We start from the raw sequence: 18711 nt of genomic DNA, 5'->3' as shown, positions 1-18711 counted from the left end.
GGTCTGGTGCTCGTCAGCCGGTCAGGACGGGACGGTTTCGGCCTCGCGCTCGATGTCAGTCTCGCCTTCGCGGAGCTTGAACTTCTGGATCTTGCCGCTCGGATTCTTCGGGAGATCGTCGACGAAGTAGTACTTCCGCGGCCGCTTGAAATCAGCGAGCCGGTCACTCTCGAGGGTGAACGAATCAAGGTCAGCCGCAGTGATGCCATCGTCAGCGACGACGTACGCGACGACAAGTTCGCCCCATTCCTCGTCGGGTTCGCCGACGACGGCCGCCTCTTCGACGGCGTCGTGTGCGAACAACACATCCTCGATCTCGGTGGGATAGATGTTCTCGCCACCGGAGACGATCATGTCGTCTTTGCGATCGACGACAAAGAGGTAGCCGTCTTCGTCACGGTAGCCCAGATCTCCGGTGTAGTACCAGGTCGTCCCGTCGGCGTCGCGCAGCGATCGTGCGGTCGCCTCGGGGCGATTCCAGTACTCGCGCATCGTACATGGGCCGGCAATCAGGATCTCGCCGATCTCGCCCTCGTCGGCCGCTTGATCCGGATCCGCATCGGGTTCGACGATCCGCAAGCGGTGGTTGAGCGCAGGCAGGCCGGCACAGCCCTGTTTCGGCAGTTGGTCGTCCGGCGACTGGAAGACACCGGCGGGCCCGATCTCAGTCATGCCGTACGCCTGCACGTAGTCCTCACAGAGGTGTTCCATGCAGTTTTCGAGGACCTGTTCAGGCATCGGGGCCGCACCATAGAGCCCGATTCGGAGCGATGAGACACCGACGTCAGACTCAGCAGCGGAACGTGACAGCGCGTTCCAGGCCGTCGGTGCTGCAAAGAGGACCGTTACGCCGTGATCTTCGATCGCCTCGAGTGTGGCATCCGGGTCGAACTCGTGGTGGATCACGTTCGCTGCACCGCGATGGATCCGCGAAAACAGGCTACAGTGGAGTTCGGCACAGTGATACAGCGGCATCACCGACAGGCCGACGTCGTCGCGGGTGAGGTTCAACTCGACGATATTGAGGAGGTTGTGCTCGACCATGTCCCGGTGTTCGTGGACGACCCCCTTCGGTCGGCCCGTCGTTCCTGACGTGTAAATGAAGGCGTACACGTCGTCTTCCATGACGGATACCCCGGGCCGGTCGGCCGACCCCGACTCGAGCAACTCGTAGAACCCATTTGCGTAGTTCGGTACCGCTTCGCGGTCATCATCGATGAACACGTACTCCGCGACGCTCTCGAGGTTCGGGCGCGCGCCCTCGACTGCTTCCTGTGTCGCGGACTCGAAGAGGATCATCTCGGCTTCGGCATCAGTGACGATGTATTCGATCTCACCTGCGGGAAGACGGAAGTTCAGTGGGGTGAAGACGGCCCCAATCTTCGAGCACGCGTAGACAGTCAGCGCCATTTCGGAGCCGTTGTACAGTACCGTCGCAACCCTGTCTCCTTTCTCGATGCCGGCCTCGAGCAGCGCGTTCGCGAGCCGGTTGACCCGCTCGTCAAAGTCTGCGTAGGTCCACCGCTGGTCCTTGCGCGGGTAGACGATCGCATCGCGGTCGGGATAGCGATCGACCGTTCCCTCGAGCGTGTCACCAATTGTGGGATGTTCAGGCATACCATGGAACTGCACCACGAACTGCCTTATATCAGTTGCTGAGCACGAAATGAGGAGATCGCTGCCGACTGGGTTACCGCGGCCGCGCGACGATTCCGAGATGATCCGCGTGATACGCCTCGAGTCGTTCCGTCTCGAGAATCTCGCACCCCTCGGATAGCTCCTCACGGACGTCCGCGAAGACGGCCGCCGGCTCGCGGGTTACGTCTTCGCTGCGGGCCTTGACCGCCAACAGCAGTCGGCCGTCGTCGGCCAGGAAACGGCGATTCTCGAGCGCCACGCGAGCTTGCCCGCGCGTCGCCACGTCCTGGACAATGACGTCGACGTCCGACTCGACGACGTGGGCGTAGGTCTCGGGCTTGCGGGCGTCTTTCAGTAGCGGAAACAGCCGCGGGCGGCTCTCCGCGGCCTCGAGCAGGTCCCGCGCCGGCCGCGCCGCGAACTCGACGGCATAGGTCGGGCCGGCGAAGTCGGCGACGTGGCTCACCGTCGTCCCGCTTGCCGCGCCGAGATAGAGGACAGTCTCACCGCCCGTGAGACCGGTGTCCATCTCGAGTTCGAGCATCGCGCCGAGTTTCGATCGGTTCGGGTTCCAGGCTCGCCACGCTCCGTCAGTGGACTCGCCGTAGACCGGTTCGCCGCGGGTTGCGAGTCGTTCGGTACCGTCGAAGCTGTGGCGTGTGACACCCGCCGGAAGGTCACTCATCGTCGGCACCTCCGTCGGCCTCGTCATTGCCCGCCGTCCGCGCCTGAATCGTCTCGATCCGATCTACGAGTTCGGCCTCGAGTTCGGGCTTTACCTCGCCCGAGTAGTGGTCGACGCGGGCAGCAATCGCGAGTTTGCCGGCGACCGCGCGTGCTGCAGAGCCCCGGTTTTCGGGATGGGTGCCCCGTACCGCGTCGTGGGTGTAGATAATCCCGTGTTTGGGCGAGGGCGCGTGGCCCCGTAGATGGGCGAACAGGGCGTCTTCCGCGCCGAGTACCTGAATCGTCCCGCTGGGTTTCTTTGCGAGTTCCTCGAGGCCACCGGCAAGCGAAATTAGCCGTGCTGCGAGCACGGGATCGGCGAGGGCTGCGAGGTTCGGTGCGACAGCAGGCGTTTGCCGTTCGACGAACGCTCGCAGGTCGTCTGCCTCGTCGGCGAGGTCGGCGACGCGTTCGGCGAGCGAGCGGACTGCAGGTTCCTCGAGGCCGTCGTCAGTCTCACCGCGTGCCAGTTTGCGAGCGTACGCGACGCCGGTTCCGGCCTCGGGATCGATCGTGCCGGCCCACTCGGCCAGTCGTTCCGCGAGTTCGTTCGCCGTCCGATTACAGTCGTCCATCGCGCGCACCGCGTGGACGAGCTGGCGGTCGTCGGCCCGTTCGCGCTCGGTCACCGCGGCCCGCGTGGCTGCCGTCGTCGCCTCGCAGACGGCGTCGTAGTAGTCGTCCTCGTCGTCCGCGAACCCGGCCTCGAGCGCGAGGGCCGGCCAGTCGCGGGGCTTGTCGGCACGCCCCTCGCGAACCGCAGTCGCCATCCCATCGGGATCGTCGCGGTCGACGTCCGCGAACCATCCGTCCGTCGTATTCATGCACGCCCGTTTCCGCCGCGGGCGATTAAAGGCCCCGTTCGTGGCGCTCGGTGTGTGGTCAGAACGGACTGCGGCCTCGACGGGCTCGAATGCGGCCAGAACGGAAAGAGACGATCAGACCCCGAACGTCGCCCGCAGCATGTCGCGGGTTCCGGGCCCCAGCCCGACGGCGACGACGGTGATCATGAGCAAGATCGCATAGCGGGGGTTGTCCTCGAAGACGGTCTCGTCGAAAATCCAGATGACGAAGACGGCGGCGGCGAGCTTTACAAGGAGGAACGGCCACGCTGAGCCGGTCGCGGAGACGACGCTGGCAGGCAACACGTCGGCCGTCGTGCTGTCGATCGCCGCGTTGATGGGGTGTTTAGGGACGAGGTTCGCCGGCAGCCCCAGCGTGGTCGCCCAGTCGAGACCGACGACGTTCGCGACGCCGTCGACCGCGTGCGCCCAGATGACGACGAGCCCCATATATCGGGTGCCGCGGTTCAATTCCGGCGCGAACCGCTCAATTGCGAACCAGGTGATCGCGGTGGCGAGCGTCGCCCCGACGAGGGTGACAAGCGGGATCAGCGGATAAAACTCCGAGTACGGCTCCGTCGCCGCCGTGTAGCCGAGATAGGCGATAGAAACCGTCAGCAGGGCCGTCCCGATTCCTGCCAGCGGATACTCATAGCGCGACACGTAGTCGTTGCGATCGAGCCAGATGGAGCTCACGAGCGCCGCGAGGGCGATGAAGAAGACCGTGAAGTAGATCAGTGGGCTGATGATGAAGCCGGACCAGGGAAGCTGGATGGCCATCTCGCCGTTGTACGCGAAGGATGCGGCGTTGGCGTCCTCGACGACACGGAGGGCACCGCCGAAGAGCATGAACGGGAACAGCGCGAAAAAGCCCGCGCGGAAGCGTTCGATCTCGAGGCGGCGGAGAATGAAGATGACCCCGATTAGCAACAGGACGAGGGTCGGGATGTAGCCGGCATACGAGACGAACGTGTAGCCGGGTTCGGCCGTCGGGCCGGTGGTGGTAGGGCTACACTGGACCTGTTCGCCGCCGGCCCAGGCGACGCAGGACCAGCTGTGGGCGTCGGCGACGACCGGCCCCCAGAAGTACTGCCAGATGAACTCGACGTACACTCGCTGAGGGAATAGGACCGCGACGAGGACCACGATGGCGGCAAGACTTGCGACGGTCGCGGCCCAGACGCGCTCGGCCCCGTACCGGTCGATGAAGTCGTCCATACCCGAATCCGGTAGTGGGGGCCGCTTACCGTTTCCGGTTTTCAACGAGCGAGACTGTCGGGTCAGTCGGCCTTGAGCGCCGATCAGCTCACGCCTCGATCTCGCGAGCCGCTGCGAGCAACTCGTCGTGAATCGCGCCGTTTGACGCGACCAATCCGTCGCTGTCGTGTCGCCAGCGTTCACCCTCGAGGTCGGTGACGACGCCCCCGGCCTCACGAATGAGGTGGACGCCAGCGACGGTGTCCCACGGGTTCGCCCGCAGGTTGGTCATCGTCCCCTCGAGTGCGCCTGCGGCGACCATCGCGAGCTCGAGTTGGGCACAGCCGAAGCGTCGCATGTCGCCGAAGCGGTCGACGAGAGCGCGGTTTGCCGCGGCATATTGGTCGCGCTGGTCGAAGTCCCACCAGAACGTCGGGCAGACGGTGGCTGCCTCGGGCTCGGCACACTCGCTGACCGAGAGCGGTTCGTCGTTGCGAAACGCCCCGTCGGGGCCGACGCGGTAGCGATCCGAGAGGGCGGGACAGTCGAACGCGGCACCGACCGGTTCGCCGTCGACGACGGCTGCCACGGCGGTCCCGAACGCGCGAATGCCGCCGACGTAGTTGTTGGTCCCGTCGATGGGGTCGACGATCCACGCAGGCCCCGTTTCGGGAACCTGCTTTAACGCGTCGGCCTCCTCGCCGACGATCGGATCGTCCGGGAACGTCTCTCGGATGGTTTCGATGACGGTCTCTTGGGCATCGTGGTCAGCCTGCGTGACGACATCGGTCTTCTCGTCTTTGTGCTCGACGGCAAGGTCCGTCCGAAAGGAGTCGGCCGCGACCGCGGCCCCCGCACGTGCCGCGCGGACGGTGACAGTTGCACGGCTGGCATTATCGGCGTCGCTCATGCCCTCTCTCGGCGACCCTCCCTGAAAAGTAACCGTGATGCGACCCGACAGTTCCCGTCACCAGTTCTCATCTGGGACGTACGGATAGCTCCAGAGGGTTACCTGCAACACGACCGACTTGAACCAGGCGTGGTACATCGCGTCGACTTCCTCGTCGGAGTGGTCACTGTCGGCGAGAAACTCCCTGATCGTTGCCGTGATCGGGTAGATGAAGGCCACGAGATAGCGCATATCGATGTGGTCGACCGCGTCGGCGTCGTCGGCTTCGTTTTTCCTCTCACGGGTATGTCGCCGGCCGATCTCGAACTGATAGTTCAACCAGTCCTCGTCGTAGGGCGTCTCACAGGTATCGTGAATCCACTGGCCGAACCGGTCACGTACTCGGTCTAAGTACTCTTCATCGGGGTTTCCCTCGCCGTCCGTGAAGTAATACACCAGAAAGTCGTGATCGGCAACGAAGCCGTACCACACGTCAAGAACGTCATCGATCCGATCCTCGAGGACATCGCCGGCCAGCTGCAGGTACTCCTCGTCGTCCTCGTCGAACAACACTGCCTGCTGGAGTCGTTCGAACTCGTCCATACTGATCGGCGCATCGGGAATCTCCTCAGTACCGTAGGTGTAGCCTGGAATCTTGTCGCTGTTCATGGAGTTTATAACCATGGCAATTTCCCACACTCGAGGGTATAAAGATGGGACGTCGGCTACGAGTGGTGAGTACAGTAACAACTGATACGGTCTACTGTAACGATTTACCGGCGTATCCGTGACTCGTCCTGCGGATACGCCGGAAATGACTGACAGGAGTCCGTATGAACCGATTGACGCCCCGATCGCACGACAGTTGTGCGATCGGGTGTGCAGTGACTTTTAGCGGCTACTATAGTTCGAGTCGGGTCCGGCTGTCGCCAGCCCACGGGGCTGGTGTGGTGGTACACTGCTCGCAGCGAGGGGCACTGTCCGTATCCAATCAACGCGTGCCTGTCTTTCACCACTCGTAAAATAACGCTTAATGCCGTCCCAGATGATTGATATCCCTGTGCGGCTGTGCTCGACGGCTCGTACTATTCGATAGCCGTCAAGACGCTGTGAGGATACTATGGGGCAGGAACGACCCGAGGAGTGGTTCGCCACCGACACGCGTGCGAATGCAGTACTCACGTGGGCGCTTACTGGGGCTCTTAGCGTCACGGTGGTCACGCATCTCTTCGCGGGCCACTTCGTCGGCGCAGCGTTCGCGGCGGTCGCGATGGCAGTTGCCGTCGTCCCGCCGCTGATCGCCCGGTCGTGGACCCACACCCTTCCCTGGCCCCTGCTCACCATCGCATCGCTCCCACTCGTGCTCGCACCGCTTCAGCCAACGCTTCGCGTCCAGTTCGTCGTCAGTATCGGTGTCGCAGCGCTCGGAATGCTCGTCGTCAGCGCACTCCAGCTCACGACGCCGCTCCGGATGACACCCGGGTTCGCCGTGGTCTTCGTCGTTATCGCCACGCTCGCTGTCGCCGGATTCTGGGCGGTCGGATCGGCGTTTGCTGCCGCGTACCTCGGCGGTACGTTCGTCGAGACGAACGATGAACTCATGCGGACGTTCAGCGTCGCGCTCATCGCAGGGCTCTCTGCGGGGCTCGTCTTCTGGCAGTACTTCCGATGGCAACTCCGCCGCGCACACGCCACACCACCGCAGGGGGTGGAATCGACGTGACCATCCGCGAGCGGCTGCGACTCGGTCCCGAACGGACCGTCCTGCTCGTCCGTCTTCTCCAACTCGTCATCCTCGCGATCCTCGTGGCCGGCCTCTGGCTCAAGAGTCTGGGCGTGGCTATCAATGCTGCCATTGGCCTCCTCGTGACACAGCTCCCCGCGTTCTTTGAACGCCGCTATCAGTTCACGATGGACGCTGGGCTTGTCCTCTGGATTACGGTTCCGATGCTCCTTCACGCACTCGGGACGCTCCCGTTGCCCGGTCTCGATTTCATGACACCATACAGAGCCGTGTGGTGGTGGGATCACATGACCCACCTGTTCTCCTCCTCACTCGTCGCCGGGGTCGGGTATGCCACTGCACGAGCGCTGGATGTCCACACGGATGCCGTCACCTTTCCGCCGAAATTCATGTTCGCGTACCTCCTCCTCTTTATGATGGCGTTCGGTGTCATCTGGGAACTCCTCGAGTTCTACGTCAGCGTCGCATCTCGACTCCTCGGCATCCCGGGAATCCTCACGCAGTACGGGATCGACGATACCATCCTCGACCTCGTCTACGACATGGTCGGCGGGCTGCTCGCTGCCGTCTTCGGGACCGCACACCTCACTGGCGTCTCAGACGAGTTAGCCGAGCGGTTGAGCGCCTGATCCGTCGCTGTGACAGCGCCGAGCGTGCTCGTACCATGTGTCGCTCGAGCGCTGAACTGAGGGAGAGTGGGGATGCATCTCGGATAGCTAGTATCGGGCACAGAAGTTTGCGAGGGCAAGACGCTCCGTCTTGCCGCGCACTATGGTGAGTGCGAGGGGAGGGGATCGAACCCACGAACTCCTACGAGAGCGGATCTTGAGTCCGCCGCCGTTGACCGCTTGGCTACCCTCGCACGCATCTCGAGCAGAGACGCTCGCAGGGGTTAAATCGTCCGATTGTCGCGTGAGCCACGCTCGATGACGAGACACGTCGCTCCTGGACCGACGAAGCTTCTCGGCGCGTGTAACACAGCGGACTCGCGCAGGCGGACTCCGGTCAGTGGGGTCCGGTGTATCCGCAGGACGGATCGCGGATGTACCGGGAACTCGAGACAGCAGCCCGTCTCACGTCGCTCGGCTCTCGAAGTCCGCCTCCGTGTACCGCCGATCGCAGTTCAGACACTGGTACCCCCCTTCGATGTGGGCGTACAGGCGTTCCCCGCAGTGCTGGCAGCGGCCGTATGGCTGAGCCATTACGTCGATATGGACCTCGTAACGGGATAAATACCGTGCTTACACTCGCTACGGACTGCCTAACCGACGGAATTACCCGGCCGTCGCACCTCGAGTCAACCATGGACGACCACACCCGCGATCCGACCGTCGACCCGCCGGCGGGAACCCCGACCGGCTGGAACGAGTCCGCGGGTCGCTGGGAGCATGCGACGTTGCGCCGGGCGACCGTCCACGGCGTGCAGTTGTTCAACGACGGTTCGTTCCACGAGTCTCACGACTGCTTCGAGGCGGAGTGGTACAACTACGGGGCCGGCACCACCGAGAGCAAGTTCTGCCATGGGATGGTTCAGGTGGCTGCCGGTGTGTACAAACGCGTCGACTTCGAGAACGACGACGGCATGCGGAGCCTCTTCGAGACGGCGCTGGGGTACTTACAGGACATCCCGCGTGACTACTACGGCGTCGACGTGCTCGCGGTTCGAACCACGCTGACCAACGCCCTCGAGGACCCGACGCAGATCGACAGCTGGCAGCTCACACTCGACGGCACACAGCCAATCGCGCAAAGCGACGACTACGCGTACGCCGACGCGCTCGAGGAGTAGCAGTGATGGGGTGCCCGCCGTGGCGCGCCATCAAGAGTCCGGGTGCGGTGTTTACATAGCTCAATGAGCACGACCCCTGCGCTGTGAAAGACCGAATCGCCTTTCCCGTTTCAGCCAAACAACTGAATAATGAGAGTTGCACAGCTCGGGTCGGGAACGCCGGAAATCGCAGTCGTCGCGGGCGTCCACGGCGACGAACCCTGTGGCGTCCGGGCCGTCGAGCGATTGCTCGACGAACGCCCGACCGTCAAACGCCCCGTCAAGCTCATTGTTGCCAACGAGAAAGCGCTCGAGCGACGGGTGCGGTTCATCGACGAAGATCTCAATCGCACGTTCCCCGGTGCTCCGAACGCGAAGACACACGAAGGCCAGCTCGCAGCCGCCCTCGTCAACGAGCTCGAGGGCTGTCTCACCTTCTCGATGCACTCCACGCAGAGTCACGCCGATCCCTTCGCCATCGTCAACGGCGTCAGTGAGACGGCCAAATCGATCGTCCCGCAGTTGCCCGTGACGGCAATGGTCGAAACGAGCAACTTCGCGGAGGGACGGCTTTTCTCGACGGTCGACACCGTCGAAGTCGAGTGTGGCCTGCAGGGATCGGAGACGGCTGCCGAAAACGCCGACCGGCTGACGCGAGCGTTTCTCACTGCGGTCGATGCGTTGCCTGGCGATACCGTCCGCCGTGATCTCCCCGTCTATCGGCTCACCGACGTCATCGACAAGGAACAGGCCGACACCTACGAGGTGTTCGTCGAGAACTTCACGGAGGTCGAAGCCGGCGCGCCGTTTGCTGCAGCCGACGGTGAAAAACAGATCGCCGACGAGTCGTTTTACCCGGTTCTCATGTCACCGAACGGCTACCAGAACGTCTTCGGGTACACCGCCGAGAAACTCGACGTCCTCGAGTCACCGCCGGCGGCTGACTGACGGAGTCCAGTCCCGCAAGTCCCGAGGACGCAAGGCATATCCCCCTCACTGCCATACACGTTCGTATGGAGTTTCCACCGAACCAGGGTCTCGACCAGGAGGAGGTCAACGAGCAGGTCGCCGAAACGCTCGCGGAAAACGAAATCGTCCTCTTCATGAAAGGGACCGAACTGATGCCCCAGTGTGGCTACTCCCGCAAAGCCCTCGGGCTGATCAGCCAGCACCGCGAGGAATTCGAGACCGTCGACGTCCTCGAGTCGCTCGACGAGTATCGCGTGGCGCTCAACGAGCAAAGCGGCTGGGAGACGATCCCGCAGACGTTCGTCGACGGCGAATTCGTCGGCGGCTCCGACATCTTAGAGGAACTCGACGAACGCGGTGAACTCGCGGAGACGCTCAACGCGGCGTAGGGCGTCCGACCGTGAACACAGATTTGTCACGAGTTGCATCTCACGGATTTAATAGCAGGTCATATAAGTCGCGGTCTCGTAGTAACAGACCACGACTGTCGCCGTAGACACCTTCCCACTATGTCAACAGAGGAATCCAGACACGTATATCGGCTGCACTCGACGCTCGAACTGCCCCTCGAAGATCTTCACGACCACATCGACGATGCAACGTTCCCCGATGGAGTCGACGATGTCGAGATCACGCGGCGCAACAACACGCTGATCCTCAAAGCCGTCGCCGAGGACCAGTCCGTCAGCAAGTACACTCCGACGGCCCAGCTCAAAGCCAGCGTCACGGAAAACCGGGTTTACGAAGAGGATCCTGACGAGCGCCGGCAGAAGTCCTTTAGCTGGGACGAGGACGAAGAAGAGGAGATCGAATCCGAACTCGTCGAGTTCGCCGCGTTCAAAGGCGACCGCGAGACCGTCCTGCAGAACTCGCTGTTGCAGTATCAGATGTTCCTCGTTCTCTGTGGCATCGCCGAAGCCGCCGAGAAAGGCACCCTGACGGCAATCTCCGAGCGCGGTGGCGACCTCGAGGCAACCCGGATCGTCGACGGCGAACCGCGACCCGCCGACATCGAAGTCGTCGAAGGCCCCCGCGACCACAATTCGGGGCAAGGCGGCGTCAACTGGCGAGACAACAAGTTCATCAGCGACTGAATCGACGCGGCACGTTCTTCGGCCGAGTCGCACGTAAACCGAACCGACAAGTGACTTCTCCGCGCTCGACTCCGCACCCGCACCACTAAACCACAGCCTGTTGTCACCGACACCCATGGCTGATGGTGTCGATACCGGCAGTGCTACTCGAGTCGCGATCGCCTGTCAGGGTGGTGGGAGCCACACGGCGTTCACCGCGGGCGTGCTCAAACGACTCCTTCGCGCATGTGCGATGCGTTCATACGAGCTCGTCGGATTGAGCGGGACGTCCGGCGGTGCCGTCTGTGCGACCGCCGCCTGGTACGGACTCGCTACGAGCGGGACCGACCGTGCAGTCGAGACGCTCGATGCGATCTGGCGGGACTTCGCAGCGCACTCGCCGCCGGAAAGGATCGCCAACGACTGGTTCGTCTGGATGGCTGAGTTCGCCGCACGCGGCGGGCCATTGCCGCTTTTCAGTCCGTACGAACTCCCCGCTGCCGAACTCGGGCGAGATCGGTTTCTCGAGACGCTCGAGTCACACATCGAGTTCGACCGCGTGCCGACACTCGCCGCCGACACGTCGATGGACCTGATCCTCGGCGCGGCGGACGTTACCGAAGGGAAGTTCAAAACCTTTCGCAACGAGGAAGTCACCGAAAAGACGGTCCTTGCATCGGCAGCGATTCCGACGCTGTTCGAAGCCGTCGGGATCGACAATCACTGGTACTGGGACGGGCTGTTCTCGCAGAACCCGCCGATTCGCGACTTCCTGACAGTGCCACAGAAGGCAGCCGACAAACCTGACGAAATCTGGATCATCCAGATCAATCCCAAGCATCGCGAGGACGTCCCTAAGTCGATGGAAGACATCGCCGACCGGCGCAACGAACTGGCAGGGAACCTCTCGCTGTATCAGGAAGTGGACTTCATCGAGACGATCAACGACCTGATCAAAAGCGGGAGCCTCCCGCAGGAATACAAGCCGATCGGCGTCGAGTTCATCGACCTGGGTAGCGACCTCTCGTCGCCGTCGAAAGTCGACCGGGATCCAGCGTTCATCGATCGGTTGATAGAGCGAGGCCAGCGGCGCGCCGAACGCTTCCTCGACGGCCGGTCGTGACGCGCTGCAGGTAGCCGAATCCATTGGACACGGTTACGGGCGATGGCCGTCGGACTCGAGCCAGCGACCCGACTGACGAGGACGGCAGCAATCTATCGGATTGACGTACCGTTCACTGAAGGCAGAACGGTGTATTTGGGTCTCGGTGCGGTATGGACTTCCCAAATGAACCGATCATCCAGCCGACGACGGTTCCTGACGGGAGCGGCTGTCGGTGCGGCGACCGGGCTCGTCGGCACCGCATCGCGGTCGTCAGCCGCCAGCGCCGACACGAATGGACCGGACGACATTGAGGACATACCGGACGAAGTCGGGCTCGAGACGGTGATCGACGGGCTGGGGTTTCCGCTGGCCGTCGAATTCCCACCGGATGCGAACCGGCGGTACGTTGCGGAACGCGACGGCAACATCTGGGTCCACGAGCCCAATGGGCTCCGTGGCAAACCGTTGCTCGACCTGCGTGAAACGGTCGTCACCGGCGGTGAGCGGGGACTGCTCGGCATGACGCTCCATCCCGATTTCGCCGAGAACCGCCGGCTGTTCGTCCACTACAGCGCACCGCGGCAACCCGGAACGCCACGGAGGTTCGACCATACGGGTATCATCGCAGCGTTCGAAACGAACGACAAGGGGACGCGAGTTCGGTCGGACTCCGAACGCGTCGTCCTCGAGATTCCCCAGCCGGCGAACTTTCACAACGGCGGTGACCTCGCCTTTGGACCGGACGGTTACCTCTATGCCGGCATCGGTGCGGGCGGCGGCGGTGGTGGCGGCGGACAGGACGTGACGACGGATCTGCTCGGGAGCGTAATCCGAATCGACGTTGACGGCGGCTCGGCCGCCGGGGAATACACCATCCCCGACGACAACCCGCTGGTTGGTCGCAAGGGGCTCGACGAATACTACGCGTGGGGATTTCGGAATCCCTGGCGGCTGTCGTTCGACGACGGCGACTGCTTCGTCGCGGACGTCGGCGAGAACGACTACGAGGAAGTAAACCGCATCGAGAAGGGCGGCAACTACGGGTGGAACGTCAAAGAGGGCACTCACTGCTACCGAGAGAAGGACTGTCCGGACAAGGCATCCGGACCCGGTCTGGGCGGCGACCGGTTTCAGGACCCCATCATCGAGTATCCACACCCGCCGGCCGAGAAGAACGTCAGCGGCGTCTCAGTCATCGGCGGCTACGTTTCCCGGAGCGACACACTGCCAGCGCTGGAAGGCGCGTACGTCTTCGGCGATTTTGCGGCGAACGGGCGGCTGTTCGCCGCCATCCGCCCAGACGACAATGACGAGCTCTGGCCAACGACTACCATCGGGATCGCCGGCGAGACGTCTCTCGAGCAGCTGTACTCGTTCGGCCGTGACGACGACGGTGCCGTCTATGCACTCGGCACCACTGCAGATACCGGCGGGCTCTTTCGCATCGTTCCCGATACGTAGTCGGGCTTGTGTCTGGGTATCACAGTATACTCGAGGGGAGCGGCGGGGTTCGGACCGTCTGCAGGCCCCGCGGACAACGATAGACGTTTCCCCCGGTACTTGCAAACGGCGTTTATGGACGATCCGGGACAGTACGCGCTCGTCGGCCGCCTCGCCGTGGCAGCCGCCGTCATGATTGCTCCGACGCTGTGTTTTCTAGGGCTGGTTCGCGGACTCGAGCGACTGCGAGACGACGATCTCATCAACGAGTGGGCGCGGACACACGGCCACGAACGAGACGTGACCGACAACGATGACCTCTTCGCGGCGCTGACGAACGAGCACGGCGTCGACACCGGTGACTCGTCGTCCGTTCGGTGTGCTGTATGCGGAACGCGAAATCAGGCTGATGTGACGTACTGTCACGGCTGTCAACACCAGTTATAGGTGGATCATCCCGCAGTGGATGACAGAACTCGGAAGCCCGTGATACGGACTCCTGTCAGTCAGTGCCGGTGCACCCATGACCGCACTGCGGTTGCACCGGTACATCGTGACAGCAGGCCGTATGAGGGATCTGCCATCGAGCACTGCTGTGGAGAGACTAGTCGCCCACGACCGTCCGTGCCTGCCGAACGTCCCGCTCGAGGCGCTCGGCGTACTCGAGTCGGAGCTGCCGTGCCTCCTCGAGACTGACCGGTCCCCGGCCATCGATCTCGTGTGACATCGGGTCGTAGGTTGCGACGTCGAACCCCATACGCTCGAGGTACGATCGAACCGCATCCGACGCCAGCCCTTCTCGGATCGCGGCGTTGACGTACTCGATCACCGCGTCGAACTCCGGCAGGACGACTTCGTCGGTCGTGACGGCACCGGACTCCCCCTCGATGCGTATCTCGGCGTCCTCGAGGTGAGCGGTGACCTCGGCGATCCTGTCGGCCAGCCGGACGACCTGACTCGGGAGGGCGGTATCGGGCGAGCGCCACTCCACGGTCGAAAACGTTTCTCGGAGCTGTACGGGCGTCCAGACGGCACTTTCGGGGTCGAAACTCGACTGGATAGTCGCCCGATCGGCACCCGCTTCGATGGCTGCCGTCACGAACTCCTCGTATCGGCGCTCGAGTCGGCGGGTCCACTCGTCTGCGTCGTCGGCATAGGGCCACAGCCGACCCTGATGGGGGACACCATCGTATGCCATCCAGCGGTAGAGTTTCGATCGCGCCCCGCCGGCCAGATACCGACCCCGGAAGTACGGCGAGGAGTTGACTAACGCCAGCGCCGGATCGAGCGCGATGAGCGCGTTCAACTGGTCGATCTCGCGTCCCGGTTGTTGTTCAACGTAGATATGAGTTCCCGCACAGTGGCGGACGTACTCGAACTCGTCACCGATGACCTGATCTTGGATCCGCGTCCTGTCGCTCGGGCGATCCCGCACCTCGTCGTGATTTACCGGTGTCGCGAGCGGAACGAGGCCCTTGTCGAGTTCGTCGGCCCGGTCGAGGACGCTCTCGAGTCGGTCGAACAGTTCGTCGCGTAGCTCCGCTGTCGTCTCACACGGCGTCGTTTTGATCTCGAGCAACGGCTCGACGAACTCGCGCTCGGCTCCCGCCGACGCCTCGACGAGTTCCGCCGGTTCGGCCAGCCGCCCCTCGTCGTCGATGACCCAATACTCGACTTCGATGCTCCGTCGTGTCGGCTCGGATTCATGTGCTGACACAGTGTCCTCCGGATTGCGGCATCGTCTCATGCGGACCAGTGGTCCCCCAGCGCTCTCGACTGTCCATCACTTGCCCGCCGCTTACCGATTGCTAACTAACCACACATCCACATCAGGGAGCTACTACAAGAACTTTTCGCGAGTGGTAACATTCGCACACGGGGCGGCGACGGAGCCGGCTCGGCCCAGCAGTCCTGCCCGTCTCGTTCGTGTCGATCGCACATGGTCGGGTTTCAGCTCTCGAGACCGACCGATTCGCCGGTATCACCGCTGCTATCCGCGCCGGCCGACGGGAACCAGGCACCGACGGGTCCGAAATGGCGACAGAGCTTTCCGCCGACCCAAAGAATTTACCTCTCCTAATTATATCTAATTACGAGATGAGCGAGAACTTCCCCGACTACGTCGACGTCGACTATACCGACGGCGAAGGCGAAGATCCCGAGGACTACGCCCACATTCAGGACAAGATCGAAAAAGCGATCGAGGTCACCCGTGAAGGCCTCGAGTCCTACGAGAACCCCGCTGTCATGTGGACCGGCGGCAAGGACTCGACGCTGACCCTGTACTTCATCAAGGAGGTCGCCGACCGATTCGACCTCGAGGTACCGCCAGCGGTCTTTATCGACCACTACCAGCACTTCGACGAGATCCACGACTTCGTCGACCACTGGGCCGACGAGTGGGACCTCGAAGTCATCTATGCACGCAACGAGGACGTCGGCGCGTACGTCGACGAACACGACCTCGAGCCGGGCGACGACATCGACATCTCGGAGCTCTCCGAACACAACCAGCACCACGTCCGTGACATCCTCGAGTATGAAGAGGACACGTTCCCGTTCCTGCTTGACACCTACGTCGGCAACCACCTGCTGAAGACGGTCGCACTCAACGACGCCTTGGAGGAGTACGATATCGACGGCGTCATCTCCGGCGTCCGCTGGGACGAACAGGAAGCCCGCGCCGATGAGACGTTCTTCTCGCCACGTCACGATCCTGACATCTACCCGCCCCACGACCGCATTCAGCCCATCCTGCAGTTCGACGAGGCCGCCGTCTGGGATGCCTTCTGGAACTTCGTGGTGCCGGACACCGTCGAGAACTTCCCCGAGGAGGGCTACGTCCCCGAGAGCGACGACGACCTGCCGGAAGGCGTCGCACAGGACGACATCCCGATCTCGCCGAAGTACTTCGCCGGCTTCCGTTCGCTCGGAAGCGAAGTCAGCACCGAAAAGAGCGACCAGGAGCCCGCCTGGCTCCAGGACCTCGAGGGAACGACCGAACGCGCTGGCCGCGCCCAGGACAAAGAAGACCTGATGGAGCGCCTGCGCGATCTCGGCTACATGTAGGCCGGTCGCCGTCGACGGTCGCGTCACTCGCTAACTGCTTCTTTTCTCGGCTTCGCCGCTCGAGAGTGTCGCGAGCGACGGCTTGGAGAGAACGGATCGGTGGTCCGATAGCGATACAAAGCAAGGGCTACGTCTCGGCCGTTAGCGACCTGCTGCGCGGTACTCGCCGTGTTTGACGCCGAGTGCGAGCATGATCAGGCCGAAGGCGATCATCGACGGCGCGACCATCATCAGGACGGTGTCCGCAGCCATCATCGGTGACGCGGCCAGACCGCCGACGCCGATCGCGATTATCACGATGAACACGGCTGCCGTCTTCGGAAGATCGAACTCCATATGCGGGGGTTAGGAATCGGCCACCTAATGGTATCGGGAATCGGCAGTCCGTTCATGTTATCGAATGAAAGTCACTACTTTTGTCCGATACTAACGAAACAGGAGAACACGAATCGCGGCTACTCCTCGGAGGGGCGAACCAGATTCGCAAGCGTCACCGCACCGCCGAGGACCCAGCCCAGCGGGAACGAGATCCCGAGCCACATCGCGACGTAGGCCGGCCCCTCGAGGCTGAAGTTGCTGCGCAGGTAGTCGTTGATGCCGCCGACGACCAGCACGTTATCGAGCGCCCAGACGGCGAAGTCGTAGCTGGGATCGAGGACGTACGGATGGAGCGACGGCGTCACGAGCGCGGCGACGACCGGCGGCAGGAACAGCGCCGTCATCGCGAACGGATAGGCAAGCAAGACCGAAAGCGCCCGGCCACCGAACTTCGAGGTGACAGCCGCAAGCGTGGTCGAGACGATCGCGACGGCGCTTGCGGCTGCGATCGCGAGGAAGGCGTCAAAGGGAACCCGATTCAGCACGTATGCGACCACCGACAGCGTCCCCCAGCCGACGAGTGCGACGGCCGTGACGCCGACGATGCCGAGTCGTGTCCGCGTCGAGTCGAGTTTCGCCGCGTAAAAGCGGGTTGCGAGACCAAGGACAGTCAACGGATAGAGGACGAGCAAGCCGATGACTCCCAAAGCGCTCCAGGTGTGATAGCCGACCTTCTGTGGCAGCGTCTCGGGCTTCCACTTGCCCATGACGGAGTGGCCGCGGCCACGTTGCCTGCGGAAGACGAGTTCCATCCAGGCCCCGTGTAACCGCTGAATGTCGGTCCTGACCGCGCCGACAAGCCCACCACCGCCACTACGTTGTGAGCGGGTAGACATACGCGAGCCAAAAAGCTGCCGTACCGTAAACTTTCCTGCTTTTTCTTTACACTCGATATATAGGTTTACTGCCACACTTGCAGAACCAACACTCGAGCGAACGCAAGAAGGGGAGTCTCGACGGACTAGCTATCCGCGCGCCGATCAGTTCCAGGGGGCGAAGTCGGGATCGACTTCGCGACTCGTCTCGTCGATGGCGTCGATCGCGTCGATGTCTTCGTCGTCGAGGTCCACCGCCAGCGATTCCCAGTTGTCCGTAATGTGATCTGCGCTAGTCGCCTTCGGAATCGCCGTCACGCCCTTCTCGCGTGCCCAGGCGAGGCTGACTTGTGCCTCGCTGGCGTCGTGTTTGTCGGCGATCTCCTGGATGTCGGGCTGGTCGAGGACCTGCCCACGGGCGAGCGGCGAGTAGCCGACGACCTCGACGTCGTGGGCCTCACAGGCCTCCCGAAGCTCCGCCTGTGGGAGCAGCGGATGCAACTCGACCTGATTTGCGAAGATCGGCACGTCACAGACGTCGACGGCTTCCTCGAGCTGTTCGGGCTGGAAGTTACTGACACCGATGCGCTCGGTCAGGCCCTCGTCGACGAGCTCGGAAAAGGCCCCGAGGGTCTCCTCGGCGTCGTAGGTCCGGGACGGCCAGTGGACGTACAGTAGGTCAACGTAGTCGACGCCCAGTCGGTCGAGACTCTCGCGGGTCGTCTCGAGGACGTCGTCGTGTTCGAGGTTGTCGATCCAGACCTTGGTCGCGAGGAAGATCTCCTCGCGGTCGACGTCCGCGGCCGCGATTCCGTCACCGACGGCGTCCTCGTTGCCGTAAATCTGGGCGGTGTCGATATGTCGGTAGCCCGTCTCGAGCGCCGTCCGAACGCTCTCGGCACACTGCTCGGGGTCCTCGTTTTGCCAGGTGCCGAGGCCGAGCATCGGCATGCTATCAGTGGTTGGACACGTCTCTGGCGGAATCGTCTCTTCGTCGGAAGTCACCATGTACGACCGAAGGGCCAGAACGCGAAAAGAGGTTTTGGTACCGGTCAGCG

21 protein-coding genes and 1 tRNA gene are annotated in these 18711 nt (G+C 62.9%); 10 read left to right on the top strand and 12 right to left on the bottom strand.

The features are described 5' to 3' along the window. Positions 1–21: 21 nt before the first annotated feature. The 6 genes from BDK88_RS16085 to BDK88_RS16060 form a co-directional block, all read right to left on the bottom strand. On the bottom strand, positions 22–1617 hold the full coding sequence (locus tag BDK88_RS16085; RefSeq protein WP_130501324.1) for a fatty acid--CoA ligase: 1596 nt from the start codon (positions 1615–1617) through the stop codon (positions 22–24). A 73-nt stretch (positions 1618–1690) separates the two neighbouring features. Next, the gene (locus tag BDK88_RS16080) at positions 1691–2323 is read right to left on the bottom strand and encodes a fibrillarin-like rRNA/tRNA 2'-O-methyltransferase (RefSeq protein ID WP_130501323.1); all 633 of its coding nucleotides are present in this window, start codon (positions 2321–2323) and stop codon (positions 1691–1693) included. Continuing rightward, complete coding sequence (locus tag BDK88_RS16075) at positions 2316–3188, bottom strand: NOP5/NOP56 family protein (protein ID WP_130501322.1); 873 nt, start codon at positions 3186–3188, stop codon at positions 2316–2318. Before BDK88_RS16075 ends, BDK88_RS16080 begins: the two co-directional genes overlap by 8 nt. Before the next feature lie 114 nt (positions 3189–3302). Continuing rightward, positions 3303–4424 (bottom strand): DUF63 family protein, encoded by a 1122-nt coding sequence (locus BDK88_RS16070; RefSeq protein ID WP_130501321.1) that lies wholly within the window; start codon positions 4422–4424, stop codon positions 3303–3305. An 88-nt stretch (positions 4425–4512) separates the two neighbouring features. Beyond that, a complete protein-coding gene (locus BDK88_RS16065) occupies positions 4513–5313 on the bottom strand; it encodes an inositol monophosphatase family protein (protein WP_130501320.1) in 801 nt (266 codons plus the stop codon). A gap of 57 nt (positions 5314–5370) precedes the next feature. After that, complete coding sequence (locus BDK88_RS16060; RefSeq protein WP_130501319.1) at positions 5371–5961, bottom strand: protoglobin domain-containing protein; 591 nt, start codon at positions 5959–5961, stop codon at positions 5371–5373. A gap of 451 nt (positions 5962–6412) precedes the next feature. Here BDK88_RS16060 and BDK88_RS16055 point away from each other — a divergent pair, with 451 nt between their 5' ends. Together BDK88_RS16055 and BDK88_RS16050 are read left to right on the top strand one after the other, a co-directional pair. Beyond that, complete coding sequence (locus BDK88_RS16055; RefSeq protein ID WP_130501318.1) at positions 6413–7015, top strand: hypothetical protein; 603 nt, start codon at positions 6413–6415, stop codon at positions 7013–7015. Beyond that, a complete protein-coding gene (locus BDK88_RS16050; protein ID WP_130501317.1) occupies positions 7012–7665 on the top strand; it encodes a hypothetical protein in 654 nt (217 codons plus the stop codon). Before BDK88_RS16055 ends, BDK88_RS16050 begins: the two co-directional genes overlap by 4 nt. Positions 7666–7815: 150 nt before the next feature. Here BDK88_RS16050 and BDK88_RS16045 read toward each other — a convergent pair. After that, positions 7816–7898 (bottom strand) — tRNA-Leu (locus BDK88_RS16045). Between the two features lie 211 nt (positions 7899–8109). Next, a complete protein-coding gene (locus BDK88_RS22125) occupies positions 8110–8238 on the bottom strand; it encodes a hypothetical protein (RefSeq protein WP_008013006.1) in 129 nt (42 codons plus the stop codon). A 101-nt stretch (positions 8239–8339) separates the two neighbouring features. On the opposite strand from BDK88_RS22125, the gene BDK88_RS16040 reads away from it, so the two are divergent. The 7 genes from BDK88_RS16040 to BDK88_RS16010 all read left to right on the top strand — a co-directional run bounded on the left by BDK88_RS16040 (position 8340) and on the right by BDK88_RS16010 (position 13838). Beyond that, complete coding sequence (locus BDK88_RS16040; RefSeq protein WP_130501316.1) at positions 8340–8825, top strand: DUF309 domain-containing protein; 486 nt, start codon at positions 8340–8342, stop codon at positions 8823–8825. 129 nt (positions 8826–8954) lie between these two features. After that, a complete protein-coding gene (locus BDK88_RS16035) occupies positions 8955–9752 on the top strand; it encodes a M14 family metallopeptidase (protein WP_130501315.1) in 798 nt (265 codons plus the stop codon). Positions 9753–9817: 65 nt separating this feature from the next. After that, the gene (locus BDK88_RS16030) at positions 9818–10162 is read left to right on the top strand and encodes a glutaredoxin family protein (protein ID WP_130501314.1); all 345 of its coding nucleotides are present in this window, start codon (positions 9818–9820) and stop codon (positions 10160–10162) included. Positions 10163–10282: 120 nt separating this feature from the next. Next, positions 10283–10867 carry a DUF7110 family protein gene (locus tag BDK88_RS16025; protein WP_008013015.1) on the top strand — a complete coding sequence of 195 codons (585 nt, stop codon included), beginning with the start codon at positions 10283–10285 and terminating at the stop codon, positions 10865–10867. 115 nt (positions 10868–10982) lie between these two features. Further along, positions 10983–11969 carry a patatin-like phospholipase family protein gene (locus tag BDK88_RS16020; RefSeq protein WP_130501313.1) on the top strand — a complete coding sequence of 329 codons (987 nt, stop codon included), beginning with the start codon at positions 10983–10985 and terminating at the stop codon, positions 11967–11969. A gap of 165 nt (positions 11970–12134) precedes the next feature. Continuing rightward, positions 12135–13412, top strand: coding sequence for a PQQ-dependent sugar dehydrogenase (locus BDK88_RS16015; RefSeq protein WP_130501312.1), 1278 nt, complete (start codon positions 12135–12137; stop codon positions 13410–13412). A 114-nt stretch (positions 13413–13526) separates the two neighbouring features. Continuing rightward, entirely contained in the window at positions 13527–13838 is a 312-nt protein-coding gene (locus BDK88_RS16010) for a DUF7577 domain-containing protein (protein WP_130501311.1), read from the top strand. A 157-nt stretch (positions 13839–13995) separates the two neighbouring features. Here BDK88_RS16010 and BDK88_RS16005 read toward each other — a convergent pair whose 3' ends face one another. Next, positions 13996–15138: a glutamate-cysteine ligase family protein gene (locus tag BDK88_RS16005; protein WP_394342677.1), complete on the bottom strand. Its 1143-nt coding sequence runs from the start codon at positions 15136–15138 to the stop codon at positions 13996–13998. A gap of 350 nt (positions 15139–15488) precedes the next feature. On the opposite strand from BDK88_RS16005, the gene BDK88_RS16000 reads away from it, so the two are divergent. After that, a complete protein-coding gene (locus BDK88_RS16000) occupies positions 15489–16460 on the top strand; it encodes a phosphoadenosine phosphosulfate reductase family protein (protein WP_130501309.1) in 972 nt (323 codons plus the stop codon). A 141-nt stretch (positions 16461–16601) separates the two neighbouring features. Here the strand turns inward: BDK88_RS16000 and BDK88_RS15995 are convergent, their stop codons facing one another. From BDK88_RS15995 to BDK88_RS15985, 3 genes are all read right to left on the bottom strand, one after another. Next, positions 16602–16796, bottom strand: coding sequence for a DUF7333 family protein (locus tag BDK88_RS15995; RefSeq protein WP_130501308.1), 195 nt, complete (start codon positions 16794–16796; stop codon positions 16602–16604). Between the two features lie 119 nt (positions 16797–16915). Further along, positions 16916–17674 carry a hypothetical protein gene (locus BDK88_RS15990; RefSeq protein ID WP_130501307.1) on the bottom strand — a complete coding sequence of 253 codons (759 nt, stop codon included), beginning with the start codon at positions 17672–17674 and terminating at the stop codon, positions 16916–16918. Positions 17675–17818: 144 nt separating this feature from the next. Next, positions 17819–18661 carry an aldo/keto reductase gene (locus tag BDK88_RS15985; protein ID WP_130501306.1) on the bottom strand — a complete coding sequence of 281 codons (843 nt, stop codon included), beginning with the start codon at positions 18659–18661 and terminating at the stop codon, positions 17819–17821. Between the last annotated feature and the right edge of the window lie 50 nt (positions 18662–18711).

The sequence above is a fragment of the Natrinema hispanicum genome, assembly GCF_004217335.1.
In the GTDB taxonomy this organism is placed as follows: Archaea; Halobacteriota; Halobacteria; order Halobacteriales; family Natrialbaceae; genus Natrinema; species Natrinema hispanicum.
The sequence above is the reverse complement of the archived record's forward strand: the minus strand, read 5'-3'. Positions and strand labels throughout refer to the sequence as shown.